This is a genomic window from Marmoricola sp. URHA0025 HA25, from assembly GCF_054059435.1.
Window position 1 is genome coordinate 1662366 of record NZ_JBSSCD010000001.1, and the last position, 26560, is coordinate 1688925.

Consider the following 26560-nt stretch of genomic DNA (forward strand, 5'->3'; position numbering starts at 1 on the left):
CCGGCGATGACGCTCACCGCTGACGTCGGACTCGCCGCGCGGGCCCGATCCGCCCCGGCCGTGCACCTCGTGACGGCAGCCGGCCTCGCGGCCTGCGCCGGCGTGATCCACCTGGCCGTCGTACGCGACCACCTCGCCGAAGCGCCGATCCTCGGGACGTTCTTCCTGGTCGTCGGAGTGGCCCAGCTGGGGCTGGCCTACCTGTTCCTGCGGCGGCGGACGTCGCCGCTGCTCCTCGTCCCCGCCATCGGCGCCCACGTCGGCCTGCTCATGCTCTACGTCGTCAGCCGGACAGCGGAGCTGCCCTTCGTGCCGGCACACGACATCGGCCACACCGTGAAGCACCTGCCGATCGCCGGTGGCGTCGGCAACGGCATCCCGATCTTCCCGGGATCGCGGATCGAGGACGTCGGCTGGCTCGACCTCGGCTGCCAGGCCGTCGAGCTCGGCCTGGTCCTCGTGCTCACCGGTCTGCTGCCGCGGCGGATCCGGTCACGGGTCGGGACCGCGATGCTGTGCGTGGGCGTCGCGGCCCTCGTCGCCCGGTTCACGGGCCTCCTGGTGTGAGGCCGTGGCCGACCGTGGCAAGGCTCGGCGCCGGCTCGTCGCCGGGCTGCTGGCGCTCTCCGGGGTGCTGGTCCTGCTCGGCCTGCGCTTCGTCGCCGAGCCGATGCGCGTGTCCTCGGACTCCATGGCGCCGACGTACCGCACCGGGACGGAGGTCCTGGTCACGAAGGCGATCTCAGGACGGGTGACCGTGCACCGTGGCGACGTGGTGGTCCTGCGGGCACCCGTCTCGGGGGCCCTGGTCGTCAAGCGGGTCGCCGGCACAGGAGGCGATGTCCTCGCGGTCATGGACGGCGTCCTGGTGGTCAACGGCGAACCGGTGGTCGAGCCCTACGTCGAGCACGCGCGGGTCGACGGCACCTACTTCGGGCCGGTGGTGGTGCCGGCGGACGCCGTGTTCGTCCTCGGTGACAACCGCGCCGACTCGATCGACTCCCGGGACTACGGAAGCGTCAGCTCGAGGAGGGTGGTCGGCATGGTCCGTCTGCGCCTGTGGGACTGACGATCGGGCTACTCAGCATGGGGGGATGGCAAGTCCCCAATAGAGGGTCTGTCGGCTGGGAGCAGCGACGGGCACGGTGTTGTTCGTTGAACGGGGGAGCACATGATCGACATTGCGTTGTTCGGACCCACCATGGTGTGGGTCGAGGGCAGGAAGCTCACGGGGGAGGACCTGGGCGGGGCAAAGCCCCGCCAGATCCTCGAGATGCTGGCGCTCGCGCCAGGGACGCCGCTGCCGAAGGACCTGATCGCCGAGCGCCTGTGGGAAGGGCACCCGCCGGCGTCGTACGTCGCCACCCTGGAGAGCTACGTGTGCGGACTGCGGCGCCGGCTGGGCCTGGCGGGTGGCCGGCACGGCCCGCTGGCGACGCTCAACAAGGGCTACGTCCTCGACGACGCCCAGGTGAACGTGGACCTCGCCATCGTGCACGGCGTGCTTTCGCGGGGTTCCGCCGCGGACATCGCCACCGTGGTGGGCCTGTCCGACGAGGTCCTGCTGGACAGCGACCCGTATGCGGCGTGGGCCGACGTGGCGCGCGCGGACCTCGACGACAAGGTGTCGGCTGCGTGCCTGCGCTCCGTGCCGGTCGCTGATGCGGCCGGCGAGTATCGCGTCGCGGTCCAGCTGGCGCGGGCGGCCGTCGCCCACAGTACCTACTCGGAAGCCGCCCGACAGGCGCTGATGCGCGCCCTGTGGCACGCCGGCGAGCGGTCCGAGGCCGTGCTGGCCTACGTCGCGTTCCGTCGGCGGATGGTGGACGAGCTCGGCGTCGAGCCCGGCCGGGACAGCCAGGCGCTGTACGTCGCCATCCTGCGCGACGAGTTCGTCAAGGTCGCACGTGGGTCCGGACAGCTCGAGCTGGGTCTCCTGGTGGATCTCCTGCGCTCCGCGGTCGACTCCTGCGACGTGACGGCGAGCTCGAGGCACGCCGGGATGATCGAGCTGGGCGAGCTGCTGCTCACCGTCTGCGCCGATCAGCCGTCGAGGTCGATCCGCACGGTGAGCAGGTCGGTGCCCATCGCCCGCACCGAGACTGCGTTGAGGCGTGCCGCGAACCTCTGACCGAGCAGTCGCTGGCGCTCGCGCGGGTCGTCGTCGGGGAGCAGGTGCGCGGTGCCGCTGCGCCAGCGGCCCCGGACCCGCACCCGGACATGCGGGTCGGCCTCGATGTTGCGGACGTACGACGCGCGGCGTCCGTGCTCGGACACGATCCAGAACGTCGAGCCGACCAGGCCGTCACCGACCGGGTTGCGTCGCGGGATCCCCGACGTGCGGCCGGTCGTCTCGAGGAGGGCATAGCCGGGCACCCTGGCGTGCTCGAGCAACGGCCGGACCACGGGGTTGAACAACCGCTTCTGCACGAAGGTGACCGCCCGGAACTTGTCCACGACGCCAGCATGGCACCGGAGCCGTCCCACCGGTCCCATCCGTCACAGGATCGTGGTACTTGTTCACAGACTCGGAGCAATCCCTTGCAGACAGGCGAATTCCAGGGGTTCGTCTGATTGACTGCCGCTACTCCGGATCCACCGGACACGACTACAGGAGTCGCCTTGGCCGGGTCGATCGAGGTCCAGAAGGTCACCATCCACGGGCACCGGCGTGCCTACGTGAAGATGGGGTCGGGCCCTGCGCTCCTGCTCCTGCACGGGCTCGGCTGCGACCACACCACCTGGCTCCCGGTGATCGAGCAGCTCGCGAAGAAGTACACCGTCATCGCACCCGACCTCCTCGGCCACGGGGCCAGCGACAAGCCGCGCGCCGACTACTCCGTCGGCGGCTACGCGAACGGCATGCGCGACCTGCTGACCGTGCTCAACATCGACAAGGTCACCGTCGTCGGCCACAGCCTGGGCGGCGGCGTCGCGATGCAGTTCGGCTACCAGTTCCCCGAGCGCACCGAGCGGATGGTGCTGGTCGCGCCGGGCGGCCTCGGCCCCGAGGTCACCCGGATGATCCGGGCGGTCTCCCTCCCCGGCTTCAACCCGGTGATGGGCATGCTCACGCTGCCCGGCCTGCGCCACGCCGCGATCGCCGGGATGCGGGCCCTGTCGCGCACCGGCATGACCCTCACCCACGACCTCGACGAGGTCGCGGAGATCTACGACTCGTTCAAGGACCCGGCGGCGCGCAAGGCGATCTCGCACGTCGTGCGCGCGGTGGTCGACACCCGCGGCCAGCTGGTCACGATGGTCGACCGCGCCTACCTGACGCAGGCGATGCCGATGCTGATCATCTGGGGCAGCGAGGACCGGGTGATCCCGGTCAAGCACGCGCGCACCGCCGCCGCGGTCGCACCCGGAGCGATGGTCGAGGTGCTCGGCAACTCCGGCCACTTCCCGCACAAGGACCATCCCGAGCGGTTCGTGAAGATCCTCAACGACTTCGTGCGCTCGACCCAGCCCGCCAGCTACCACCGCGGCCGCTGGCGCCAGCTTCTGCGCAACGGCCCCGCCGTGCCGCTGAGCGAGCGGATGGAGCTCGCCGAGGTCACCCCGCTGCGCCGCAAGCGCGCCGGCGCCTGAGCCGCCCCTGCGCTAGCTGCCGTCCGGGGCTGCGAGTCGGAGGGCCGTGTCTCCGAACGCGACCAGGTCGCCCGGCTGCACCGACGACGTGCCCCAGATCCGGCGGCCGTTGACCCGGGTGCCGTTGGTCGAGTCCCGGTCGCAGACGAACCAGTGACCGGCGAAGAGCACCAGGCCGGCGTGCTCCCGAGACACGGTCGGGTCCTCGAGGACGACGTCGCAGCGGCGACTGCGGCCGACCAGCACGAACGGTGCGTGCGGGGCAGGCAGCCGCAGCACCCGTACGGCGTAAACCGGCCGTCCGAGGAGCGAGCTCAACTGCCCCGTCATGACCGGATGCTAACCCCGCCGCGCCGCATCGTGGCAGCCCCGGAGTGGGCAACTTCTGGCAGCGATGTCGTATCTGGCGGGCCCCGATCGTCGTCCTGGTGAGAGAGGCGATGATTCCGGGGCCGGAGCGCGGTCTGCACGGACAGGACAGCGAGAGGACCAGGGAGGTGAGCACGATGGCCGCAACGATCGACATCGAGGTCGAGTCCGGTGTGTACACCGACCCGATCCGGCGCCACCGCGGGTACTACGCGGGTGACTTCAGCCAGGCTCCGCAGCCTCGGGAGTGCTGATCCCGAGCCCACGGCCCGGCAGCCTCACGCGTCGCCGCCCTCCTGTGCGATGCCGGAGACCGCGGTCGGGTCGTCGATCCGGTACTTGCGGAACGCCTCGGTGACCGTCTCGCTCTTGACCGATCCCTGCGCCGCCAGTGCCTGCAGCGCCTGCACGACCACCGACTGCGCGTCGACGTTGAAGAACCTGCGAGCCGCGGGCCGCGTGTCGGCGAAGCCGAACCCGTCGGTGCCGAGGGCGTGGAAGTCGCCGGGCACCCAGCGGGCGATCTGCAGCGGCACGGCACGCATGAAGTCCGAGACCGCCACGAACGGTCCGGGCGCGCCGCCGAGCTGGCTGGTCACGAACGGCACGCGTGCCTGCTCCTCGGGATGCAGCAGCGACCAGCGCTCGGCGTCGACGGCGTCGCGGGCCAGCTCGTTCCACGACGTCACCGACCACAGGTCGGCGCTCACGCCCCAGTCCTCGGCCAGCAGCTGCTGAGCCTCCTTGATCCACGGGAAGCCGATGCCGGAGGCGAGCAGCTGGACCCTGGGAGCGTCGGCACCGAGGTCAGGGCCCTGGCCGAATCGGTAGACGCCCTTGAGCAGTCCCTGGACGTCGAGGTCCGCGGGCTCGGCGGGCTGGGTGACCGGCTCGTTGTAGACGGTGAGGTAGAAGATGACGTCCTCGCCCATCGGGTGCTCGGGCGTGACGGTGTACATCCGCCGCAGGCCGTCCTGCATGATGTGCGCGACCTCGTGGGCGTGCGCCGGGTCGTAGTGGACGACCGCCGGGTTGGTGGCCGCGAGCAGCGGCGAGTGCCCGTCGGCGTGCTGCAGGCCCTCGCCGGTCAGCGTGGTGCGGCCGGCGGTCGCCCCGATCAGGAAGCCGCGGGCCAGCTGGTCGGCCATCGCCCAGATCGAGTCGCCGGTGCGCTGGAACCCGAACATCGAGTAGAAGATGTAGAACGGGATCATCGCCTCGCCGTGCGTCGCGTACGCCGAGCCGGCGGCAGTCGCGGACGCCATCGCGCCGGCCTCAGAGATGCTCTCGTGCAGCATCTGTCCCTCGGCGGACTCCCGCCACTTCAGCAGCAGCTTGCGGTCCACGGACTCGTACTGCTGCCCGCCCGGGTTGTAGACCTTCGCGGTCGGGAACATCGCGTCCATGCCGAACGTGCGGTACTCGTCGGGGGCGATCGGCACGATCCGCTTGCCGATCTCCGGGTCCTTCATCCAGTCCTTGAGCAGCCGGACGAGGGCCATCGTGGTGGCGATCTTGTTGTTGCCCGAGCCCTGCTTGAGGTCGGCGTAGACCGCGTCGCCGGGAACCTTGAGCGGCTTCGCGCGCACGACCCGCTTCGGCAGCGAGCCGCCGAGCTGGCGACGACGCTCGAGCATGTACTCGATCTCGGGGGAGTCCACGCCCGGGTGGAAGAACGGCGCCGTGTGGTCGGCGTCGTAGCGGTCCTCGATCTCCTTGTCGCTGATCGGCAGGTAGAGCCGGTCGCGGAAGCGCTTGAGGTCCTCCTTGTTCAGCTTCTTCATCTGGTGCGTGGCGTTCTTGCCCTCGAGGGCGTCGATCGTCCAGCCCTTGATGGTGTGCGCCAGGATCACCGTCGGCTGGCCGACGTGGTGGGTCGCTGAGTCGAAGGCGGCGTACACCTTGCGGTAGTCGTGGCCGCCGCGCGGCAGCTTCTCGATCTGCCGGTCGGACATGTGCTCGACCATCTTGCGCAGCCGCGGGTCGGGGCCGAAGAAGTACTCGCGGTTGTAGGCGCCGTCCTCGACGGAGAACGTCTGGAAGGCCCCGTCGGGCATGGTGTTCATCTGGTTCACCAGGACGCCGTCGACGTCACGGGCGAGCAGGTCGTCCCACTCACGACCCCAGATCACCTTGATGACGTTCCAGCCGGCGCCACGGAAGTTGGCCTCCAGCTCCTGGATGATCTTGCCGTTGCCGGTGACGGGCCCGTCGAGCTGCTGCAGGTTGCAGTTGATCACCCAGGTGAGGTTGTCGAGCTCCTCGCGGGCCGCGACCCGGATGGCACCGAGTGACTCCGGTTCGGCCATCTCCCCGTCGCCGAGAAAGGCCCACACGCGCTGCTCGCTCGTGTCCTTGATCTTGCGGTTGTGCAAATAGCGGTTGAAGCGCGCCTGGTAGATCGAGTTGATGGCCGTGAGGCCCATCGAGACCGTCGGGAACTCCCAGAACTCGGGCATCAACCGCGGGTGCGGGTAGGAAGAGAGGCCCTTGCCGACACCGTGCTGCACCTCCTGGCGGAAGTTCAGCAGCTGCTGCTCGGTGAGGCGGCCCTCGAGGAAGGCACGCGCGTAGATGCCCGGTGAGCCGTGGCCCTGGATGTAGATCTGGTCGCCGCCGCCGGGGTGGTCCTTGCCGCGGAAGAAGTGGTTGAAGCCGACCTCGTAGAGGCTGGCGCTCGACTGGTACGTCGCGATGTGGCCGCCGACCTCGAGGCCCTTGCGGTTGGCGTCGCTGACCATGACCGCGGCGTTCCAGCGGATGAAGGCGCGGATCCGGCGCTCGATGTCCTCGTCGCCGGGAAACCACGGCTCGCGCTCGGGCGGGATCGTGTTGATGTAGTCCGTGCTGCGCAGCGCCGGGACGCCGACCTGCTTCTGGCGGGCCCGCTCCAGCAGCCGAAGCATGATGTACCGGGCGCGTTGGCGGCCTCGGTCGTCGACGAGGGCGTCGAACGAGTCGAGCCAGTCGGTGGTCTCGTCGGGGTCGATGTCGGGCAGCTGGGTGGGCAGCCCTTCGTGGATCACCGGAGGCGTCGCGGGGATGTGGCGTACCTCGGGCTCGGTCTTGGCTTGTTCGGACACCCTTGCATCTTGGCACGTTCCAACCAGCCGGGAAATCTACCCATGAGTACGCGAACGAGCGCCGGGAACGGCCGGCCGGAGGGGACCCCGAAACGTGCACTGAAAGGTGCACCGGAGGGTGTGCGGACAGGCGTGCGGCCCGACCGGGCTTGCGTTGCGACACCCCAGTCCGCTGAACTTGGGCATCGCCTCCGCGTGGGAGGCAACCCGACGCACACAGAATCGAGGCAGCGACGTGAGCCCGTCCACAGGGGGCGCCGACCAGATGGTGGGGGAACGGCTGGGACTCAAACCCGGCATGGTCGTGCAGGAGCTCGGCTGGGACGAGGACGTCGACGACGCGGTGCGGGTGGCGATCGAGGACGCCATCGATGCCGACCTGGTCGACGGCGACTACGGCGACGTGGTCGACGCGGTCGTGCTCTGGTGGCGCGACGGTGACGGCGACCTGGTCGACGCGCTGGTCGACACGCTGACCGACCTGGTCGGCGGTGGCGCCATCTGGCTCGTCTCACCGAAGATCGGGCGGGCCAACGCGGTGCCCGCCTCCGACGTGGCCGAGGCAGCCCCGATCGCGGGTCTGTCGAACACCACGACGATCCCGATCAGCGCCGACTGGACCGCCACGAAGCTGGTCGCTCCGAAGTCCCGCTGAGCCCCCCCAGATCAGCGGCGAGACGGAATTCGCGCGGGTGAGCCACGCAGTACCGTGTGCACAACTTGCCCCAAGGAGGCACCACGGATGACCGGCACGCTCGCGGAGAAGGTCGCCGCAGAGGCCAGGAACAAGGCGATCGCGGCACGTGTGCTCACCCAGGCCGGCGTGATCCGGCCGTTCGGGCCAGTCACCCTCCTCGGCCTGGTCAGGACGCTGCGTGAATGGGGGATGGGTGTCGCCGGCGGCTTCAGTGCGGTGGCGATCCGCTTCCCCGAGCGCACCGGGCTGGTCGACGAGCTCGGGGAGCTGACCTTCCGCGAGATCGACGAGCGCAGCAACGCGCTCGCTGACCAGCTCGCCCGCCGCGGCGTGCAGGAGGGCGACGGCGTCGCCCTGCTCGTGCGCAACCATCGCGGGTTCGTCGACGCCACCCTGGCGATCGCGAAGCTCGGCGCCCACGTGCTGCTGCTGAACACCGCGTTCGCCGCGCCGCAGCTGGGTGAGGTGTGCGAGCGCGAGGGCGCCAAGCTCGTCATCCACGACGAGGAGTTCGACGACCTCGTCGACCGGGCGAACGTGACCGTGCCGCGGCTGCTCGCCTGGACCGACGCCGAGTCCGACGCGCGCGAGACCCTCGAGGACCTGATCGCGACAGGTTCGCGTGCACGCCGGACGGCACCCTCCCGCGAGGGCAAGATGGTGATCCTCACCTCGGGCACCACCGGTACGCCGAAGGGCGCCCCTCGCGGCGGCGGCAACTTCGAGGCGGCCGTCGCCCTGCTCGAGCGGATCCCGCTGCGCAGCGGCTGGCGCTCCCACGTCGCGGCGCCCCTGTTCCACACCTGGGGGTTCGCCCACCTCAGCCTGTCGATGCTGCTGGGGTCGACCGTCGTGCTGACCCGCCGGTTCGACCCGGAGGGAGCGCTCAAGGTGCTCACCGAGCAGGAGTGCGACTCGTTCGTGGTGATCCCGGTGATGCTGCAGCGGATCCTGCGGCTGCCGAAGGAGACCCTGGACTCCTACGACCTGTCGAGGGTCAAGGTGGTCGCCGCATCCGGGTCGGCGATGCCGGGCAACCTCTCGATCGAGTGGATGGACCAGTTCGGCGACACGCTCTACAACATCTACGGCTCGACCGAGGTGGCGTGGGCCAGCGTCGCGCAGCCCAGGGACATGCGGGCGGCGCCCGGCACCGCCGGCAAGCCGCCGGTCAACACGATCGTCCGGATCTACGACGACGAGGCCAGCGAGGTCGCGCCGGGGCAGACGGGCCGGATCTTCGTCGGCAACTCGATGCTCTTCGAGGGCTACACCGGAGGCGGGCACAAGGAACGGATCGACGGCCTGATGAGCTCGGGTGACGTGGGCCGCTTCGACGAGGACGGCCGCCTGTTCGTCGAGGGACGCGACGACGAGATGATCGTCTCCGGAGGCGAGAACGTCTTCCCCAAGGAGGTCGAGGACAGCCTCGCCCGCCACGAAGGTGTGGCGGAGGTGGCTGCGATCGGGGTCGAGGACGGCGAGTTCGGCAAGCGGCTGCGCGCGTTCGTGGTGCGCGCGGAGGGCAGCGCGGTCACCGAGGAGGAGCTCCGGGAGCACGTGAAGGCGAACCTCGCCCGTTACAAGGTGCCGCGCGACTTCGTGTTCCTCGACGAGCTCCCGCGCAACGCCACCGGCAAGATCCTCAAGCGCGACCTGGACGGGGCCTGAGGTGCCACTCCAGATCGGCGAGCGCGCGCCCGACTTCACGCTGCGGGACCAGCACGGGCAGGACATCACGCTCTCCTCGTACGCCGGGCAGAAGGCGGTGCTGCTGGCCTTCTACCCGTACGCCTTCACCGGGGTGTGCACCGGGGAGCTGATCGGCTTCCGCGACCGGCTCGGCGACTTCGAGACCGACACCACGACGCTCCTGGGGATCTCGTGCGACTCGCTGTTCACCCAGCGGGCCTTCGCCGACCGCGACGCGATCTTCTTCCCGCTGCTCTCCGACTTCTGGCCGCACGGCGCGGTGGCCTCGGCGTACGGGGTGTTCGACGAGGACGAGGGCTGCGCCCTGCGGACGTCGTACGTCGTCGATCGCGGCGGCCGGATCAGCTGGGCCCTGCACAGCGAGCGTGGCGAGGCGCGTGACCTGGACCTCCAGGCGGCCCGGCTGAAGCAGGCCGGATAGCCCTTTCGGGCCATTTTCGCGGGACTTGGTCACAAACGCGTGACTCGGGGCGGATCGCCTGTCACTATTTCGGTGTTGCGACCGCTGGTGACCCGAGACACCGGCGGTCGCGGCTTTTTTGCCCCATGTGTGCCTGGCCGCCTAGTCTGTGCGCCGCACGACAGTCCGGGGCGTATAGCTCAGCGGTAGAGCGCTTCCCTTACAAGGAAGATGTCGGGGGTTCGATCCCCTCTGCGCCCACGCAGCCGTCCTGTTCGTCGCGGGGTGCTGTCGATCGGCACCTGGTTGATTCGTTCCCTCAGTGCAACCACGCACGAGAGGAGACCTGATGGACGCCACCGCAGGCCCGTGGCCGGCAGGCCTGGACCACACCTTCACCGCGACCGTGGTGAAGAGCCTCGAGCCGGGTGGGTGGACCTATGTCCAGCTGCCCGGGTCCGCCGACTTCTTCGGCACCCGCGGCCGGGTCAAGGTGCGCGGCACCGTCGACGGCGAGCCGATCCGCACCTCGTTCATGGCGCTCGGCGACGGCACCCACAAGCTGCCGGTGACCAGGGCGCTGCTCGGCCGGATCGACAAGGACGTCGGTGACGACGTCACCGTGCACCTCCAGGAGCGCCTCGCCTGAGCATGACGCCGGGCCCTGGAACACTGCGGAACCTGAGGAGGAACCGATGCGCTACACACTGCTTCTGCACTACCCCGAGATGTCCCCCGAAGAGCTGGGTCCGGAAGGGCTCGAGGCCGGACAGCAGGCGTTCCGCGCCTATGCGGCCGCGCTGCACGACGCGGGCGTGCTCCTCGCCGGCGAGGTGCTCCAACCCTCGACCGCGACCACGACGGTCTCGGCCGTGAGCGGCGAGCTGTCGATCCAGGACGGTCCGTACGCCGCCACGAAGGAGCAGCTGGGCGGCACCTTCGTGATCGACGTGCCCGACCTCGACGCCGCCCTCGCCTGGGCCGAGAGGGCGCCGTCCGTGCAGTGGGGAACGGTCGAGGTCCGTCCGACCGCGACCCATGTCGTCGACGGCCAGTGGGTCGAGGGCTGACCGCACCGTGGACCCACCTCTCGGCGACGAGGTCCGGGCGGTCGCCGAGCGCGCGGCCCGCACCTCCTACGGCCGCCTGGTGGCGGTCCTCGCGGCCGGCACCCGTGACATCGCGCTGGCGGAGGACGCCCTCGCCGACGCGTTCGAGCGAGCGTTGCGCACCTGGCCCGAGGCCGGAGTGCCGAGGAGCCCCGAGGGGTGGCTGCTCACCGTGGCCAGGAACCGCCAGAGCGACGTGCTCGGCTCGGCGGCCCGGCGGCTGTCCGAGGCGTTGCCCGCAGGGCCCGCGGCCGGCTCGCACACCGCGACGAGCCCGCTCGAGGAGGTCGACCCCGACGCCATCCCCGACAAGCGCCTCGAGCTGCTCTTCGCCTGCGCCCACCCGGCGATCGACAAGGGCGTGCGCACCCCGCTGATGCTGCAGGTCGTCCTCGGCTTCGAGGCCAGCCAGGTCGGCGAGGCGCTCGCCGTGCCTGGTTCGGCGATGTCCCAGCGCCTGGTCCGGGCCAAGAGGCGCATCCGCGACGCCGGGATCCCGTTCACCGTGCCGGACCGGTCGCTGATGCCGGACCGGCTCGGCGCGGTGCTCGAGGCCGTCTACGGCTGCTTCGCGATCGACTGGCGTGGCTCGTCGGGCCCGACCGTGCGGGAGTCGATGGCCGGCGAGGCGCAGTACCTTGCCGTGACGCTGGCCCGCCTGCTCGTCGACGAGCCGGAGGCGTGGGGACTGGCGGCGTTGATCACCCTCTCCCTGGCGCGGACCGCGGCCCGGGCCGAGGGCGCCTTCGTGCCTCTGGACGAGCAGGATACCCGGCTGTGGGACGCCGGGATGCTGGCGGAGGGCGACGGCTTCCTGCGGCGGGCGGCGGCCTCCCGGGCGCCGGAACGGCCGATCGGACGCTTCGAGCTGGAGGCCGCGATCGAGTCGGTGCACGCCGCCCGCGTCAACGGGGGGCCGGTGGACTGGCCCGCCCTTCGCACGCTCCACGAGGCGCTGGTCGCAGTGGCCCCGACGCTCGGTGCGCGTGTGGCCCTCGCCGCGGTGACCGGCCGCGTCGACGGACCGGCGCGCGGGCTCGCACTCCTCGACGAGATCGACGACCCCGCGCTCCAGCGGTTCCAGCCGGGTTGGGCGACCCGGGCCGCGCTGCTCGCGGCGGTCGGGGAGAAGGCGGCCGCCGTCACGGCGTACGGCAAGGCGATCTCGCTGACCACCGACGGCGCGACCCGGCGCTGGCTGGAGGCCCGCCTCGCCGCCCTGTGAGGACCGCCCCCGGGGCTCGCTTTCGGACATTCCGCCGAAACCAGGTCGGGTTTCGTGATGAGGTGTCCCGGCATTCCGTCACAGCACCCCGGGGGACCCGAACATGCGCAGGACCTTCTCGGCCGCCGCCGTCACCGTCGCGGTGGCGGCGACCACCCTGGTCACCGCACCGGGTCCGGCGTCCGGCGACGACCCCGGCTCGGTGTCAACCTCGCCCGTGCGAGTCATGCTCGCCGGCGACTCGATCACCCAGGGCTTCGACGGTGACTTCACCTGGCGCTACCGCCTGTTCCAGGAGTTCGGCAGGCAGCAGGTGCCGGTCGACTTCGTCGGCCCGAGACGCTATCCCTACGGCGGCCACGACCTGTACCTGACGACCGGGTGGGACAGCGACCACGACGCGCTCGGCGGCTCCACCCTGGCGGGCAGCGTCGCCTCGATCGGGCCGGACGTCGCGGCGTACCTGCCGGACGTGCTCGTCGCCGAGTACGGCACGAACGACCTCGTCGGCGCGGGCGCGAGCCCGGCCGCGCTGCTCGACTCCTGGCGCGCGTACGTCGCGAACGCGCGCGCGGCCCAGCCCAACCTGAAGGTCGTCCTCGGAGAGGTCGCGACGCCGAAGGCCCGCACGCGCGCGGAGGCCAATGCCGGCCTGCACGTGCTCGCGGCGGAGCTCACCACCGACCAGTCGCCGGTCGTCGTCGCCGACCTGGACTCGCCGGACTGGTCCCCGTCGCGCGACACCCGTGACCTGGTCCACCCCAACCCGACCGGGGAGACCGTGATCGCCCAGAAGATGGCCGAAGCCCTGGCGGGCCTCGGGGTGCTCCCCGGGGTCCCCGAGGTCGCCCGCGCCTTCGTGCCGTGGACGCCGCCGCTCGAGCCCGTGGTCCACCGCAGCGGCCACCGCCTGTCGATCGAGTGGGCCCGGTCGAGGAAGCTCTACCGCGTCCACGAGGTGCGGGTGCGGGTCACGAGCCTGCGGACGGGACGGTCCCGCACGTGGACCTACGCGAGGAGGCCGACCCGCCTGGTCACCTCTGCCCTGCGTCCGGGCCGCTACCGGATCGTGCTGCGCGGCAGCCGCGGCACCACGAGTTCGCTGTGGGGCGTCCCGGTCGTTCGCCGCGTCGGCTGATGTCGCGGACCTCGGTCACGCTTCGCTGAGCATCCGACGGACGGCCCGCTCCAGCGCTGCCTGACGCGCGTCGGAGTCCCGGTAGCGTCGGTGCGACGCGGTCGAGATCGTGACGCCGTCCTCGTAGAGGTCGATCACCCGCGGGTCGATGTACGACGACCTGGCGATCGTCGCCGTGTTGCCGAGGAACTCCGCGACCTCGGCCACAGCCGCCTTGATCGCGCGCTGGCGTGAGGCCCGGGTGTCACCGCGCTCGTCGCTCTCCGCCAGCGCGGCCGCGGCGAGCACCGTCGCGTGCCAGGTGCGGAAGTCCTTCGCGGTCAGGTCCTCGCCGGTGCGGTCACGCAGGTAGAGGTTGACGGTCGGGGCGTCGAGCTCGACCCAGCGGCCGCCCTCCCGGTACGCCAGCAGCCGCTCGGAGCCGTCGCGACGCCGCCGCATCGTGTCGATCGCCTGCCGGCTCGGTTCGTCGTCGACCTCGATGTGGTGCTCGATCCCGGACTTGCCGGTGAAGTCGAAGACCAGCGTGTCCCCGATCCGGCGCACGTGCCGGCGCTCGAGAGTGGTGAGCCCGAAGGACTCGCCGTTGGCGTAGGCGTCGTTGCCGATCCTGAAGCAGCCGAGGTCGAGCAGCCGCACCGCGGCCGCGCAGGCCTTGTCGCGGGTCATCTCCTCGTCCGCGAGGTCCTGGAGGACGGCGACGCGCATGGCCGGCAACCGCTTCGAGGCGCGGGTCACCCGCTCGAACTTGAGCTCGTCGCGCCGGGCCCGCCAGTCCGGGTGGTAGAGGTACTGCCGGCGTCCGGCGGCGTCGATGCCGACCGCCTGGAGGTGGCCGTTGGGCACGCGGCAGATCCAGACCTCGGACCAGGCCGGCGGGATGGCGAGCGCCTTGACCCGGGCGACGTCGTCGTCGGGCAGCCGGTTGCCGTTCTCGTCGAGGTAGGCGAAGCCCCGGCCCACCCTGCGCCGGGTCCACCCCGCATCGTTGGGCGAGACCCGGCGCGTGCGTGGCATGAGCGCAGGTACCCGTCGCGGGCGCCCACAACCGCACGCGTGTGCCCCCGGTGTGCGTCCGGCCGCGACGGGCCTAGATTTGGCAGCACACCCGTGTGACGGAGGACACCGTGATCGTTCCCTTCAGTGCCAGCGACTTCCTGGACCGTGCCCTGGCGGTCTACCGCGACCGGGTCGGCGTCGTGGACGAGCCCGACCAGCCGGCGTCGCCACTCGGTGAGCTGACGTACGGCGAGCTCGGGGCCCGGGCGTCCGCGATGGCCGCCCGGCTCGACCAGCTCGGCATCGAGGTCGGCGACCGGGTCGCGTTCGTGTCCCACAACAGCGCCCGGCTGCTCGCGGCGTTCTTCGGCGTCTGCGGCTACGGCCGGGTCCTGGTCCCGGTGAACTTCCGGCTCTCCGCGGAGGAGGTCGGCTACATCGTCAAGCACAGCGGCGCCCGGGTGCTCTACGTCGACCCCGAGCTCGAGGACCAGCTGGCGTCGGTGGAGTGCGAGCACAAGTTCCTGCTCGGTGACGACGACGACCTGTTCACCGACGGCGTGGAGCCTCGGGCGTGGGAGCACGACGAGAACGCAACCGCCACGATCAACTACACCTCCGGCACGACTGCCCGGCCCAAGGGGGTGCAGATCACCCACCGCAACATCTGGACCAACGCGATCACCTTCGCGCTCCACGCGGGCGTCTCCGACCGCGACGTCTACCTGCACACCCTGCCGATGTTCCACGCCAACGGCTGGGGTTTTCACTTCGGTGTCGCCGGGATGGGTGGGAAGCAGATCGTCCTGCGGAAGGTCGACGGAGCCGAGATCCTGCGTCGCGTGGAGACGTACGGCGTGACGGTGATGTGCGCCGCGCCCGCGGTCGTCAACGCGGTGCTCGACGCCGCGGCCGACTGGGACGGCGAGATCCCCGGACGCGATCGCGTGCGGATCATCGTTGCGGGCGCGCCGCCTCCGACCAAGACGATCGTGCGCGTGCAGGAGGAGCTCGGCTGGGAGTTCATCCAGATCTACGGGCTCACCGAGACCTCGCCGTTGCTGACCGTGAACCGCACCCGCGCCGAGTGGGACGACCTCGAGCCCGAGGAGCGGGCGGCGAAGCTGGTCCGCGCGGGCACCCCGGCGATCGGGGTGACGCTGAAGGTGTCCCGGGACGGCGAGGTGCTGGCCAGGTCGAACGTCGTGCTGGAGGGCTACTGGGAGCAGCCGGAGGAGACCGAGGCGGCGCTGGGCGACGGCTGGTTCCACACCGGCGACGGCGGCGTGATCGGCGACGACGGCTACCTGACCATCCAGGACCGGAAGAAGGACGTGATCATCACCGGCGGCGAGAACGTCTCGTCCATCGAGGTCGAGGACGTGATCTTCTCCCACCCCGACGTCGCGGAGGTCGCCGTGATCGGCGTACCGGACGAGAAGTGGGGGGAGACGATCAAGGCACTGGTCGTCAGGGCCGAGGGCTCCGAGCTCACCGAGGCCGACCTGATCGCCTACTGCAAGTCCAAGGTGGCCGGCTACAAGGCGCCGACGTCGGTGGAGTTCCGCGAGGTGCTCGCGCGCACGGCGACCGGCAAGCTGCAGAAGTTCAAGCTGCGGGCGCCGTACTGGGAGGGCCGCGCCCGCCAGGTGAACTGACGACCCACGAATTCGCAAAGAACTCTTTGCAAAGGACTCTTTGCAATCTAGCGTGGTGCGATGGAACGCACCTTCGTCACGCCGGGCCCGGACGGGCTCAGGGCGCTCAGCCATCCCGGGCGGCTGCGGATGCTGGGCCTGTTGCGGGCCGAGGGTCCCGCCACCGCCACCACGCTGGCCGCCCGGCTCGGGCTGAACAGCGGCGCCACCTCCTACCACCTGCGCCAGCTCGAGAAGCACGGCTTCGTCGTCGAGGACGAGGAGCGCGGCAACGGCCGTGACCGGTGGTGGCGAGCGGCGCACACGACCACCCGCACCGATCTGGCGGCGGCGACTCCGGAGGAGCACGACACCCACGACGCCTACCTGCAGGCCGTGGCGATGCTCTACCACGAGCGGATGCTGCGGTCCCTCGAGGAGCGCCAGCTCCTCCCAGAGCGCTGGCGTGGCGTGGGCGACCTGAGCGACTGGACGCTGCGGCTGACGCCCGAGCGCGCCGAGGCGCTGGCCGAGGCCGTGCACCAGCTCGTCGACGAGTACGGCGAGGACGACGACGCCCCGGACGCCGCTCCTTTCGTGCTCAACTTCAACGCCTTCGTCCGGCCGGGCGCCGTGGAGCCCGACCCGCGCGCATGAGCCTGCGCCTCCCCTTCACCGGCTACCTGACCGCCCAGGCGATCTCGGTGACGGGCACCCGTGTCTCCATGATCGCGATCCCGTGGTTCGTGCTGACCACGACGGGGTCCGCGACCCGGACCGGCGTGGTCGCCTTCGCCGAGCTGGCCCCTCTGGTCGTGCTGCAGGCCCTCTGCGGCCCGCTCATGGACCGGCTCGGAGCGCGCCGGGTCGCGATCACCTGCGACCTGACGAGCGTGCTGGTCGTGGGCGCCGTCCCGGTCGCGCACGCTCTCGACGCGCTGTCCTACCCCTTGCTGCTCGTGCTGGTCGTCATGGCGGGCTCGCTGCGCGGGCCGGGCGACGCAGCCAGGCACGCGATGCTCCCGGTGCTCGTCGACCAGGTCGGCATCCCCACCGAGCGGGCGACCGGCCTCACCGGAGCCGTCGAGCGCGGCGCCAGCATGGCCGGCGCGGCGATCGCCGGAGGGGTGGTGGCCGTGGTCGGCGCGGCGAACGCGCTCGCCGTGGACGCAGCGTCCTTCCTGGTGTCCGGTCTCGTCCTGGTGCTGACGACCCGGGCGGTCACCAGGACCGCGGTGGACCCGGGCCGCGCCGGGACGTCGTACCTTGCCGAGCTGCGCTCCGGGTGGGAGTTCATGCGGCGCGACCCCATCCTGATGGGCATCGGGGTGATGGTCGCCGTCACGAACCTGCTGGACGCCGCGTGGTCGTCGGTGCTGGTGCCGGTGTGGGCCGAGCAGGGCGGGCACGGCGTGCAGGCGGTCGGGCTCCTCGGGGCGACCTTCGGCGGCGCCGCGATCGCCGGCTCCGTGATCGCGGCGGTGCTCGGACCGCGGCTGCCGCGCTACCTGGTCTACGTGGTGGCCTTCCTCGTCGCCGGAGTGCCCCGGTTCGTCGTCCTGGCCCTGGACGCGCCCTGGGTCGTCATCCTTGCCGTCGCCGTGGCCGGCGGGTTCGCCGCGGGCTTCCTCAACCCGCTGCTCGGTGCGGTCCTCTTCGAGCGGATCCCGGAAGCGCTCATGGGCCGGGTCACCTCGATGAACATCGCGATGAGCTGGTCGCTGATCCCGTTCGGCGGCCTCCTGGGTGGTGTGCTGGTCGCCGGTGTCGGCATCGCCCCGGCGCTGCTCGCGGTCGGTGGCGCGTACTTCGTCACGACGATGGTCCCGGCAGTCCAGACGCGCTGGCGCGAGCTCGACGACCGGAGCGCGCGGTTGCGCGAGCCTCGACCACCGGTGGTCGAGCCTGCCGAAACCTAGATACTGTGCGGCGCATGCGCCTGGCCGACGTCGTTGCCCTGATGGACGGCTGGTACCCGCCGCAGCGCGCCGCGGAGTGGGACGCGGTCGGGCTGGTCTGCGGCGATCCCGAGGCCGAGGTACGCCGGATCCTGCTGGCCGTCGACCCGGTGCAGGTCGTGGCGGACGAGGCGGTCGATCTCGAGGCGGACCTGGTGATCGTGCACCACCCGCTGTTCCTGCGCGGGACGAGCAGCGTGGCGGCGACGACGCCGAAGGGACGGGTCGTGCACACGCTGGTCACCCACGGGTGCGGCCTGCTCGCGGCGCACACCAACGCCGACGCGCCGGCCGGGGGAGTGAGTGAGTCGATGGCCCTGGCCCTCGGGCTGGTCGACGTGCGACCGCTGCAGGCCGACCCGCTGGAGGAGCGCGACAAGCTGGTCGTGTTCGTCCCGGTCGGCGACGCGGACAAGGTGCGCGATGCCATCACCGAGGCCGGCGCCGGCGCGATCGGTGACTACGACTCATGCACCTTCACCAGCACCGGAGAGGGACGGTTCCGGCCGCTCGCCGGGGCCGACCCGGCGATCGGGTCCGTGGGCGAGCTGGCGACGGTCGAGGAGGTGCGGATCGAGTCGATCCTCGACCGGCGCAACCGTTCCAGGGTGGTCGCCGCCATGGTCGCGGCCCACCCCTACGAGGAGCCGGCGTACGACGTGGTCCCGCTGGCGGCGCTGGACGACCCGGCCCGCGGCTCGGGCCGGGTAGGGCGCCTGGAGGAGCCGGTGGCGCTGTCGGAGTTCGCGCGCCGGGTCGCCGGCGCCCTTCCCGCGACGGCCCACGGTGTCCGGGTGGCGGGAGACCCGGAGGCGAGGGTCGAGACCGTCGCACTGTGCGGAGGTGCCGGCGACTTCCTGCTCGACCACGCCCGTGCCGAGGGGGTCGATGCCTACGTCACCAGCGACCTGCGACACCACCCGGCAGCTGAGCTCCGCGAGCACCTCGGCAGCCCCGCGCTCCTCGACGTCGCCCACTGGGCCGCGGAGTGGACCTGGCTCCCGGTGCTCCGGCACCGGCTGCTCGGGGAGCTGGGCGATACGGTTGAGGTCCACGTGAGCACGACCAACACCGATCCCTGGACCTTCCGGGTCTGACCTGCTGAGGAGCACCCGCTGAAAGCCGACCCGTTTGCCCAGTTGAAGCTGCTCGACGTGCAGGAGCTCGACTCGCGGCTCGACTCCCTGCACCACCAGCTCGGCACGATCCCCGAGGCCGTCGAGCTCGCCGAGCTCGGGACGCGTCGGACCGAGCTCGACGGCGCGGTGCGCGACCTGCGGATCGAGGTCGACGACCTGACCGCGGAGCAGAAGCGGGCCGATGCCGACGTCGAGCAGGTCAAGGCGCGCCGGGTGCGCGACCAGTCGATGATCGACGCCGGCTCGATCGCCGACCCCAAGGCGCTCCAGCGGATGCTCGGCGAGCTCGAGTCGCTGCAGCGCCGGATCTCCGACCTCGAGGACACCGAGATCGAGGTCATGGAGCGGCTGGAGTCCGCCCAGGCCGCCCTCGGCGAGAGGACCCAGGAGCTCGAGGAGCTCGACGCCCGGGCCGTCACCCTCGAGGTGGCGCGTGCCCAGAAGGCCGCCGACCTCGAGCAGTCGCTCGGCGAGGTCGAGGCCCGGCGTGCCGGTCTGACCGTGGAGGTGCCCGACGACCTGCTCGCGCTCTACACCAAGCTGCGCGAGCAGAAGGGTGGCGTCGGTGCGGCCGCCCTCCGCCGCAAGGAGTGCACCGGCTGCCGGCTGACCCTGAACCCCTCGGACCTCGCCAGGATCACCGCCGCGCCGAGCGACGAGGTGATCCGCTGCGAGGAGTGCAGCCGGATCCTCGTCCGCACCGGCGAGTCGGGGCTGTGACCGACAGGGTCGTCATCGAGGCCGACGGCGGCTCGCGGGGCAACCCGGGGCCAGCGGCGTACGGGGCGGTGCTGAGGGACGCGGCCACCGGGGAGGTGATCGCCGAGATCGCCGAGGCCATCGGCATCGCCAGCAACAACGTGGCGGAGTACCGCGGCCTGATCGCCGGCCTGAAGCTCGCCGAGGAGCACGCTCCGAACGCCTCGGTCGAGGTACGGATGGACTCCAAGCTGGTCGTGGAGCAGATGTCCGGCCACTGGAAGGTCCGGCACCCGTCGATGCGTCCGCTCGCGACCGAGGCGAACAGGCTCACCCCGGTCGGCACCACCTTCACCTGGATCCCGCGGGGGGAGAACACCCATGCGGACCGGCTGGTCAACGAGGCACTCGACGCTCCCCGGGCGGCCACCGCCCCGGCTGCGACCCCTAGGCCGAGCCGCGGCTGGCATCCGCCGGGCGAGCCGCCGACCACGCTGATCATGGTCCGTCACGGCGTCACCGAGCACACGACCCGCAAGGTCTTCTCCGGCGGGCTGGCCAGCTCGAACCCGCCTCTCACCGACGAGGGGCGCGCCCAGATCAGGGCGACCGCGGAGTGGCTCTCGCCGATGCGCGAGCAGATCGACGCCCTGGTCGCCTCGCCGGTACGGCGTACCCACCAGTCGGCGGAGATCCTCGGCGAGATCCTCGGCCACGAGGTCGAGTTCGAGGAGGGCATCGCCGAGATGGAGTTCGGCACCTGGGACGGGCTGACCTTCGCCGACGTCCAGGAGCAGTTCCCCGACGAGCTGTCGGCGTGGCTCGGCAACCTCGAGCAGGCCCCCGGCGGGGGCGAGTCGTTCCGCTCGGTGGCCGAGCGGGTGCTGGCGGGCCGCGACCGGATCGCGGAGGCGTACGCAGGCAGGACCGTGCTCGTGGTCAGCCACGTGACGCCGATCAAGACCCTCGTCGCCGACGCGCTCGGGGCGCCGCTCGAGGCACTGTTCCGGATGGAGCTCTCGCCCGCCTCGGTGACGGTGGTCTCCTACTTCGAGGGCCGTGGTCCGGAGGAGGGCATGCGTCACCCCAACCTGCGGCTCTACAACGCGCGCCCCACCGAGGCGCCGTTCCTGTAGCCGCTAGATCGCCTCGACGACCACGTCGAGCTGCTGCCCGGTCCGCGTGACCGGACCCGGCTCGACCTTCCAGCCGAGTGTCGCGAGATGGTCGGCGAGCTGCCCGGGTGTCCGCGGCGCGCGACCGTCGGACAGCAGGTCGCGGAGGATCCGTCCCTTGGTCGCCTTGTTGAAGTGGCTGACCACCTTGCGCTGGTCACCGACCTGGTGCAGCACGCGCACGGTCGCGACCCGAGGCGCGAGAGAGGCGTCCGGGCGCCAGAAGGCGGCGTAGGTCGACGACCGCAGGTCGACGACGAGTCCTCCGGCCGCCGCCTCGGAGAGGGTGCGGCCGAGGTGGGCACGCCAGTGGGCGCTGACGATGCCGAGGCCGGGCAGCTTCGTGTCGCCCGACAGCCGGTAGGACGGCACCGGGTCGCTCGGGCGGACCGCGCCGAGGAGCGACGACATGATCACCAGCCACCGGGTCGCCCGGCGACGGGCCGCGGCGTCCAGGGAGTCGAGCCCCATCGCGTCGTACAGGACGCCAGTGTAGACGCGGTCGGCCCGCGCGGTCGGCGCGGTGAGCAGGCCGGCGTTGCGGGCGACCAGGTCGAGCTGCGTGGGCCCCAGCCCGAGGGCGTGGGCCGCCGCCTTGGGGTCGCCGGTGCAGAGCTCGACCAGGCCGGTGAGGACGCTCCTGCGCGCGTCGGTCAGGTCCGCGAAACCCAGGTTGTCCAGGTCGAGCCGCCTGCCGCGCCGCGGGACGGACTTGCCCTCGGACGGGGGCAGCAGGATCAGCACCCGGACAGCCTAGGGAGAGCAGTTGGTGGCGGCTGAATAGGGTGGCCGGGTGAGCCAACGCGTGCTACGGGTCCGAGAACTCAAGGATGAGCTCGAGGGGTGGATCCGCGAGATCCAGTCCGAGCTGAAGATCGACGCCGACTTCCCGCCCGAGGTCGTCGCCGAGGCGGTGCAGGCGGCGAAGAGCCCGAGGCTGCCGGAGCTCGACCGCACCGACATCCCGTTCCTCACCATCGACCCGCGTGGCTCGCGCGACCTCGACCAGGCGATGCACCTCGAGCGCGACGGTGACGGGTACGTCGTGCACTACGCCATCGCCGACCTCACCGCGTTCGTCGAGCCCGGGGGAGCGCTCGACACGGAGGCGCATCGCCGCGGCGAGTCGCTCTACGGTGCCGACGCGCTGGTCCCGCTGCACCCGCGCGAGCTGTCGGAGGGAGCGGCCTCCCTGCTGCCCGACCAGGTGCGGCCGGCGTACCTGTGGACGATCAAGGTCGCGGCCGACGGCGACGGCACCGACGCCAAGGTGGAGCGCGCCCTGGTTCGCTCACGCAGCCAGCTCGACTACGCCGGTGCGCAGCGGATGATCGACGACGGGACCGGTGGCCCGGTGCTCGACCTGCTCAAGGAGGTCGGGCAGCTGCGCATCCACCAGGAGGCCGAGCGCGGCGGCGTGAACCTGCCGATGCCCGAGCAGGTGATCGACTGCGGCACGAGCCCGTGGCGCCTGGAGTACCGCCGGTTGCTCGACGTCGAGACCTGGAACGCCCAGATCTCCCTGCTCACCGGCTTCGCCGCCGCGTCGATGATGGTCTACGCCCGCGTCGGCATCCTCCGGACGCTGCCGCCCCCGCCGCCGGAGGCGGTCACCCGTCTGCACCGCACGGCACGCGGACTGGGGATCGACTGGCCCGCGGAGCAGACCTATCCGGACTTCATCCGCGCGCTGGACCCCGCCAAGGCCAACCACGAGGCGATGGTGGTGGCGGCGACCACGCTGCTCCGCGGTGCCGGGTACGCCGCCTTCGACGGCGAGATCCCGGCCCAGGCCGAGCACTCCGCCCTCGCGTCGGAGTACGCCCACGTCACGGCGCCGCTGCGCCGCCTGGTCGACCGCTACGGACTGGCGGTCTGCGCGGCTCTCTCCGCCGGCGAGGAGGTGCCTGCGTGGGTCCGCGAGCGGCTCCACGACCTGCCCGAGACCATGCAGCGTTCCGGTCACCTGGCCAACGCCTACGAGAACGCCGTGCTCGACCTCGTCGAGGCGGCGACGCTGGCCGGCCGGGTCGGAGAGCGGTTCGCGGGCGTCGTCGTGGCCGCCGAGTCCGACGACCCCCGCAAGGGTGACGCGGTCGTGCGAGAACCGGCGATCGAGGCCAAGGTCGCCGGCGAGGAGCCGCTGCCGGTCGGCGAGGACGTGGAGCTCGTGCTCGCCGAGGCCGATCCGGCGACGCGCAGGGTGCGCTTCACGCTCTGAGTCCCGGCCGGCAGCAAGGCACGCTCAGGCGAGCCGGGTGACCTGCACGTCCACGAACATCGACGACGTCCCGGCGCCGGTGAAGATGCCGGACAGCGGCCGCACGTCGCCGTAGTCGCGGCCGATCGCCACGACCACGTGCCGGTCGGAGGCCTCGGCGTCGTTGGTCGGGTCGTAGCCGTGCCAGTCGCCGTCCCACCACTCGACCCAGGCGTGCGACTCGCCGCCGACCGTCTCCCCGACGACCGGATCGGTGGTCGGGTGCAGGTAGCCGGAGACGTACCTCGCCGGCAGGCCGATCTGGCGGAGGCCACCGATCACGAGATGGGCCATGTCCTGGCAGACCCCGGCCCGGGCGTCCCACGAGTCCGCGGCGTGACCGGACACGTGGGTCGAGCCGACCACGTAGTCGACCTCCTCGTGCACCAGCGAGCAGATGGCCCGGGCGGCGTCGTGCGGACTGGGGCTGGAGCTGCCGATCTCGGCGTAGACGACGGCCAGGTCCTCGGGCGGCCGGACGCGGTCGTCGATCTGGAGGTACTCGGTGAACTGGTCGGCGACCCGGTCGCGACGGATCTCCTCCCAGGACAGCAGCTCGGGCATCGTGGGCCGGGGGTGGGTGTGCACCGTCGCGGTGGCCGTCACGGTGAGCTCGTCGTGCGGGTCGAGCACCTCGAACGCCGTCACCTGGGTGCCCCAGTAGTCGCGGTAGGTCCAGGTCCACGGTGTCGGGTCGACCTCGAGACGGGTGTGCACGACGATCTGGCCCCCGACGGTCAGCGGCGTCAGGCGGGCCTCGTTGAACGACGCGGCCGCGCCGCCGTCGTACGCGAAACCGGTCGTGTGCACGATCCTCAGCTGCATGCTCATCCGATCCCTCCGCGCCAGGTCGTCGCGACCGCGCCGGCGAAGTAGCGCCGGGTCACCGCCTCGGTCGCCTGCGCGCAGGTGCGCTGCAGGCGCTCCATCTCGTGGGGCAGGTCGGTGAGGACGTCGGCGAGGGACCGGTACTCCAGCTCGGTCCGGGTCCGGCCGAGCAGCCGCTGCGCCTCGTTGTGGAAGCCGGCGCGCTGGCCCGAGGCGTCGAGGTTCACCAGGCACTGCTCCGCCCGGTTCAGCGCGAACACCACCGAGCGCGGGAACAGGCGGTCGAGCACGAGGAACTCCGCGGCAACGCGATCGGTCTCGAGGCCGCGGTAGGTGCGCAGGAACGACTCGTAGCCGCCGCAGGCCCGCAGCGACGTCGCCCACGCCGACGAGGTCGACAGCGACGCTGCAGCGACGAGCCGTGCCGTCATGTCGGCGCGCTCGATCGACCGGCCGAGCATGAGGAACTGCCAGCCCTCGTCGCGCGGCATCGTGGCGTCGGCGGTGCCGTTGATCAGCGCGGCCCGGTCGCGCACCCAGGCGAAGGCGACCGGGGGAGCCATCGCGTCGAAGCGACCACTCGGGATCGCACGCCAGGTCGTGTTCACCGCCTCCCACATCGAGGTGGACAGCGTCTCGCGCGCGCGGCGGGCGACCTCGCGGGCCGCCTGGAGGGTCGCGTGGATGGAGGCGGGTGAGGCAGGGTCGTAGGCGAGTCGCTGGAGCAGCTCGCGGGTCCCGACCACCTCGCCGGGTGCGACCGGCACCCCCATGATCGCGAGCACGCTGTCGCAGGTCATCGCGACGTCGACGGTGGGGTCCTCGACCATGAGCTGGGTCTGCACCTCGAGGATGCGGGCGGTGTCCTCGGCGCGCTCGACGTACCGGCCGATCCAGAACAGCGACTCCGCGATCCGGCTCAGCATCGGCCGAGCTCCGGTCCGGCGTGGTGGTCGCGGCCCTGCTGCTGCTGGTCGGCCTGCTGTCCGCGCTCGTCGCCGGCGGGCCCGCTGTCGAGGGGAGCGATGTCGCGCGGTCGGCCCGCCGTCGGCTCCCTCCGGTGGGGCGCGGCACCCGGGCCGGCGAGCACCCACGTGTCCTTGGAGCCGCCACCTCTCGACGAGTTCACGATCAGCTCGCCCTCCGCGAGCGCCACCCGGGTGAGGCCGCCGGGAAGGACCCACACCTTCTGGCCGTCGTTGACGGCGAAGGGGCGCAGGTCGACGTGGCGTGGCGCGAGGGTGCCGTCGACGTACGTCGGCACCGTGGACAGCTGGACCACGGGCTGGGCGATCCACGAGCGCGGGTCGAGCAGCACCTGACGGCGTACGTCGTCCAGCTCGCGGGGACTGGCGGCCGGGCCGATGACGATGCCCTTGCCGCCGCTGCCGTCGACGGGCTTGAGCACGAGCTCCTCCAGCCGGTCCATCACTTCCTCGCGATGCTTGGGCTCGCCCAGCCGCCAGGTGTCGACGTTGGGGAGGACCGGGTCCTCGGAGAGGTAGTAGCGGATCAGGTCGGGCAGGTAGGTGTAGACGAGCTTGTCGTCGGCGACCCCGTTGCCGATGGCGTTCGCGATCGTCACGTTGCCGGCCCGGGCGGCGTTGACCAGTCCCGGGCAGCCGAGCACCGAGTCGGCCAGGAAGTGCACCGGGTCGAGGAACTCGTCGTCGACGCGGCGGTAGACGACGTGCACCTGCTCGAGCCCGTTGGTCGTCCGCATCAGGACACGACCGCGACGGCACACGAGGTCGCGACCCTCCACCAGCTCGACCCCCATCGTGCGCGCCAGCAGCGCGTGCTCGAAGTAGGCGCCGTTGAACGCGCCGGGGGTGAGCACCACGACGTTGGGGTCGGCCACCCCGGCTGGCGCTGCGGCCCGGAGGGCGGCGAGCAGCCGCTGCGGGTAGGAGCTGACCGTGCGGACCCGGTGCTCGGCGAACGCCTCGGGCAGCGCCGTGGAGATCGCCCGGCGGTTGGTCATCACGTAGGACACCCCGGACGGGACCCGGACGTTGTCCTCGAGCACCCGGAACCGGCCCTCGCCGTCGCGCACGAGGTCGGTGCCGGAGACGTGGACCCGGACGCCGTTGGACGGCTCGATCCCGAACGCCTCGCGGCAGTAGTTGCTGGACGTGGTCGCGACCTGGCGCGGGATCACGCCGTCGGTGAACGCCTCGCCCGCTCCGTAGATGTCGGCGAGGAACCGCTCGAGGACCTGGACCCGCTGCTGCACGCCTCGGTCGATGGTGGCCCACTGCTCCTGCTCGATGATCCGGGGCACGATGTCGATCGGGAACGCGCGCTCCTCGCCGCCGATGTCGAAGGTGACGCCCTGGTCGAGGTAGCCGCTGTGCAGGCTCTCCACGCGACCGGCGAGCTCCGCGTGCGTCAGGGCGCCCATCGTGCCGAGCAGGCGGGTGTAGGGCGCGCGCGCCGTGCCCCCGTCGTACATCTCGTCGTACGCCGGCCCGCGGGCGTCGTACGCGTCGAAGAGCTCCCTCACGAGGGGCAGGCTAGGCAGTCGTCGTTTCGCA

At 71.5% G+C, this 26560-nt stretch carries 26 protein-coding genes and 1 tRNA gene; 19 read left to right on the forward strand and 8 right to left on the reverse strand.

Translation table 11 applies throughout. The features are described 5' to 3' along the window. The first annotated feature begins 6 nt into the window (after window positions 1-6). The 3 genes from ACVW00_RS08085 (at window position 7) to ACVW00_RS08095 (ending at window position 2131) form a co-directional block, all read left to right on the forward strand. Window positions 7-567, forward strand: a complete 561-nt coding sequence (locus tag ACVW00_RS08085; RefSeq protein ID WP_457110386.1) for a hypothetical protein — start codon at window positions 7-9, stop codon at window positions 565-567. Between the two features lie 4 nt (window positions 568-571). Beyond that, the gene (gene lepB / locus ACVW00_RS08090; RefSeq protein WP_457110387.1) at window positions 572-1069 is read left to right on the forward strand and encodes a signal peptidase I; all 498 of its coding nucleotides are present in this window, start codon (window positions 572-574) and stop codon (window positions 1067-1069) included. Between the two features lie 102 nt (window positions 1070-1171). Beyond that, complete coding sequence (locus ACVW00_RS08095; protein WP_457110388.1) at window positions 1172-2131, forward strand: AfsR/SARP family transcriptional regulator; 960 nt, start codon at window positions 1172-1174, stop codon at window positions 2129-2131. Here ACVW00_RS08095 and ACVW00_RS08100 read toward each other — a convergent pair. Then, entirely contained in the window at window positions 2044-2457 is a 414-nt protein-coding gene (locus tag ACVW00_RS08100; protein ID WP_457110389.1) for a nitroreductase/quinone reductase family protein, read from the reverse strand. The genes ACVW00_RS08095 and ACVW00_RS08100 overlap by 88 nt on opposite strands. Before the next feature lie 165 nt (window positions 2458-2622). Here ACVW00_RS08100 and ACVW00_RS08105 point away from each other — a divergent pair, with 165 nt between their 5' ends. Continuing rightward, entirely contained in the window at window positions 2623-3594 is a 972-nt protein-coding gene (locus ACVW00_RS08105) for an alpha/beta fold hydrolase (RefSeq protein ID WP_457110390.1), read from the forward strand. A gap of 12 nt (window positions 3595-3606) precedes the next feature. On the opposite strand, the gene ACVW00_RS08110 is transcribed toward ACVW00_RS08105, so the two are convergent. Further along, a complete protein-coding gene (locus ACVW00_RS08110) occupies window positions 3607-3924 on the reverse strand; it encodes an FHA domain-containing protein (protein ID WP_457110391.1) in 318 nt (105 codons plus the stop codon). A 317-nt stretch (window positions 3925-4241) separates the two neighbouring features. After that, entirely contained in the window at window positions 4242-7046 is a 2805-nt protein-coding gene (aceE, locus tag ACVW00_RS08115; protein WP_457110392.1) for a pyruvate dehydrogenase (acetyl-transferring), homodimeric type, read from the reverse strand. A gap of 235 nt (window positions 7047-7281) precedes the next feature. Here aceE and ACVW00_RS08120 point away from each other — a divergent pair, with 235 nt between their 5' ends. From ACVW00_RS08120 to ACVW00_RS08155, 8 genes are all read left to right on the forward strand, one after another. After that, window positions 7282-7701 carry a DUF3052 domain-containing protein gene (locus ACVW00_RS08120; RefSeq protein WP_457110393.1) on the forward strand — a complete coding sequence of 140 codons (420 nt, stop codon included), beginning with the start codon at window positions 7282-7284 and terminating at the stop codon, window positions 7699-7701. 87 nt (window positions 7702-7788) lie between these two features. Next, a complete protein-coding gene (locus tag ACVW00_RS08125; RefSeq protein ID WP_457110394.1) occupies window positions 7789-9414 on the forward strand; it encodes an AMP-binding protein in 1626 nt (541 codons plus the stop codon). Window position 9415: 1 nt separating this feature from the next. Beyond that, window positions 9416-9877 carry a peroxiredoxin gene (locus ACVW00_RS08130; protein WP_457110395.1) on the forward strand — a complete coding sequence of 154 codons (462 nt, stop codon included), beginning with the start codon at window positions 9416-9418 and terminating at the stop codon, window positions 9875-9877. Between the two features lie 168 nt (window positions 9878-10045). Then, a tRNA-Val gene (locus ACVW00_RS08135) sits at window positions 10046-10117 on the forward strand. An 88-nt stretch (window positions 10118-10205) separates the two neighbouring features. Further along, window positions 10206-10505 carry a DUF1905 domain-containing protein gene (locus tag ACVW00_RS08140; RefSeq protein ID WP_457110396.1) on the forward strand — a complete coding sequence of 100 codons (300 nt, stop codon included), beginning with the start codon at window positions 10206-10208 and terminating at the stop codon, window positions 10503-10505. Window positions 10506-10551: 46 nt separating this feature from the next. Further along, on the forward strand, window positions 10552-10926 hold the full coding sequence (locus ACVW00_RS08145; protein ID WP_457110397.1) for a YciI family protein: 375 nt from the start codon (window positions 10552-10554) through the stop codon (window positions 10924-10926). 7 nt (window positions 10927-10933) lie between these two features. Continuing rightward, window positions 10934-12190 (forward strand): RNA polymerase sigma factor, encoded by a 1257-nt coding sequence (locus ACVW00_RS08150; RefSeq protein WP_457110398.1) that lies wholly within the window; start codon window positions 10934-10936, stop codon window positions 12188-12190. A 103-nt stretch (window positions 12191-12293) separates the two neighbouring features. Next, window positions 12294-13328 carry an SGNH/GDSL hydrolase family protein gene (locus ACVW00_RS08155; RefSeq protein ID WP_457110399.1) on the forward strand — a complete coding sequence of 345 codons (1035 nt, stop codon included), beginning with the start codon at window positions 12294-12296 and terminating at the stop codon, window positions 13326-13328. A gap of 15 nt (window positions 13329-13343) precedes the next feature. On the opposite strand, the gene ACVW00_RS08160 is transcribed toward ACVW00_RS08155, so the two are convergent. Then, complete coding sequence (locus ACVW00_RS08160; RefSeq protein ID WP_457110400.1) at window positions 13344-14345, reverse strand: DNA topoisomerase IB; 1002 nt, start codon at window positions 14343-14345, stop codon at window positions 13344-13346. Window positions 14346-14455: 110 nt separating this feature from the next. Between ACVW00_RS08160 and ACVW00_RS08165 the strand changes: the two genes are divergently transcribed. From ACVW00_RS08165 to ACVW00_RS08190, 6 genes are read left to right on the forward strand one after another with little or no spacing between them, the layout of a single operon-like run. Beyond that, window positions 14456-15985 carry an AMP-binding protein gene (locus tag ACVW00_RS08165; RefSeq protein ID WP_457110401.1) on the forward strand — a complete coding sequence of 510 codons (1530 nt, stop codon included), beginning with the start codon at window positions 14456-14458 and terminating at the stop codon, window positions 15983-15985. Between the two features lie 60 nt (window positions 15986-16045). Next, window positions 16046-16621 carry an ArsR/SmtB family transcription factor gene (locus tag ACVW00_RS08170; protein ID WP_457110402.1) on the forward strand — a complete coding sequence of 192 codons (576 nt, stop codon included), beginning with the start codon at window positions 16046-16048 and terminating at the stop codon, window positions 16619-16621. Continuing rightward, the gene (locus ACVW00_RS08175) at window positions 16618-17883 is read left to right on the forward strand and encodes an MFS transporter (RefSeq protein ID WP_457110403.1); all 1266 of its coding nucleotides are present in this window, start codon (window positions 16618-16620) and stop codon (window positions 17881-17883) included. Before ACVW00_RS08170 ends, ACVW00_RS08175 begins: the two co-directional genes overlap by 4 nt. Window positions 17884-17897: 14 nt before the next feature. Next, window positions 17898-19019: a Nif3-like dinuclear metal center hexameric protein gene (locus ACVW00_RS08180; protein ID WP_457110404.1), complete on the forward strand. Its 1122-nt coding sequence runs from the start codon at window positions 17898-17900 to the stop codon at window positions 19017-19019. Window positions 19020-19061: 42 nt separating this feature from the next. Beyond that, the gene (locus tag ACVW00_RS08185) at window positions 19062-19781 is read left to right on the forward strand and encodes a zinc ribbon domain-containing protein (RefSeq protein ID WP_457110405.1); all 720 of its coding nucleotides are present in this window, start codon (window positions 19062-19064) and stop codon (window positions 19779-19781) included. Next, the gene (locus ACVW00_RS08190; protein ID WP_457110406.1) at window positions 19778-20896 is read left to right on the forward strand and encodes a bifunctional RNase H/acid phosphatase; all 1119 of its coding nucleotides are present in this window, start codon (window positions 19778-19780) and stop codon (window positions 20894-20896) included. Before ACVW00_RS08185 ends, ACVW00_RS08190 begins: the two co-directional genes overlap by 4 nt. Window positions 20897-20899: 3 nt before the next feature. On the opposite strand, the gene yaaA is transcribed toward ACVW00_RS08190, so the two are convergent. Then, on the reverse strand, window positions 20900-21679 hold the full coding sequence (gene yaaA / locus ACVW00_RS08195; protein WP_457110407.1) for a peroxide stress protein YaaA: 780 nt from the start codon (window positions 21677-21679) through the stop codon (window positions 20900-20902). Between the two features lie 49 nt (window positions 21680-21728). Here yaaA and ACVW00_RS08200 point away from each other — a divergent pair, with 49 nt between their 5' ends. Then, window positions 21729-23156 (forward strand): RNB domain-containing ribonuclease, encoded by a 1428-nt coding sequence (locus tag ACVW00_RS08200; RefSeq protein WP_457110408.1) that lies wholly within the window; start codon window positions 21729-21731, stop codon window positions 23154-23156. A 24-nt stretch (window positions 23157-23180) separates the two neighbouring features. On the opposite strand, the gene ACVW00_RS08205 is transcribed toward ACVW00_RS08200, so the two are convergent. Genes ACVW00_RS08205 through ACVW00_RS08215 form a run of 3 tightly spaced genes read right to left on the reverse strand, consistent with a single transcriptional unit; the run spans window position 23181 to window position 26529 of the window. Beyond that, window positions 23181-24026, reverse strand: a complete 846-nt coding sequence (locus ACVW00_RS08205; protein WP_457110409.1) for a transglutaminase family protein — start codon at window positions 24024-24026, stop codon at window positions 23181-23183. Then, complete coding sequence (locus ACVW00_RS08210; RefSeq protein ID WP_457110410.1) at window positions 24023-24949, reverse strand: alpha-E domain-containing protein; 927 nt, start codon at window positions 24947-24949, stop codon at window positions 24023-24025. The genes ACVW00_RS08205 and ACVW00_RS08210 overlap by 4 nt, the downstream gene beginning before the upstream one ends. After that, entirely contained in the window at window positions 24943-26529 is a 1587-nt protein-coding gene (locus ACVW00_RS08215; RefSeq protein WP_457110411.1) for a circularly permuted type 2 ATP-grasp protein, read from the reverse strand. The genes ACVW00_RS08210 and ACVW00_RS08215 overlap by 7 nt, the downstream gene beginning before the upstream one ends. Between the last annotated feature and the right edge of the window lie 31 nt (window positions 26530-26560).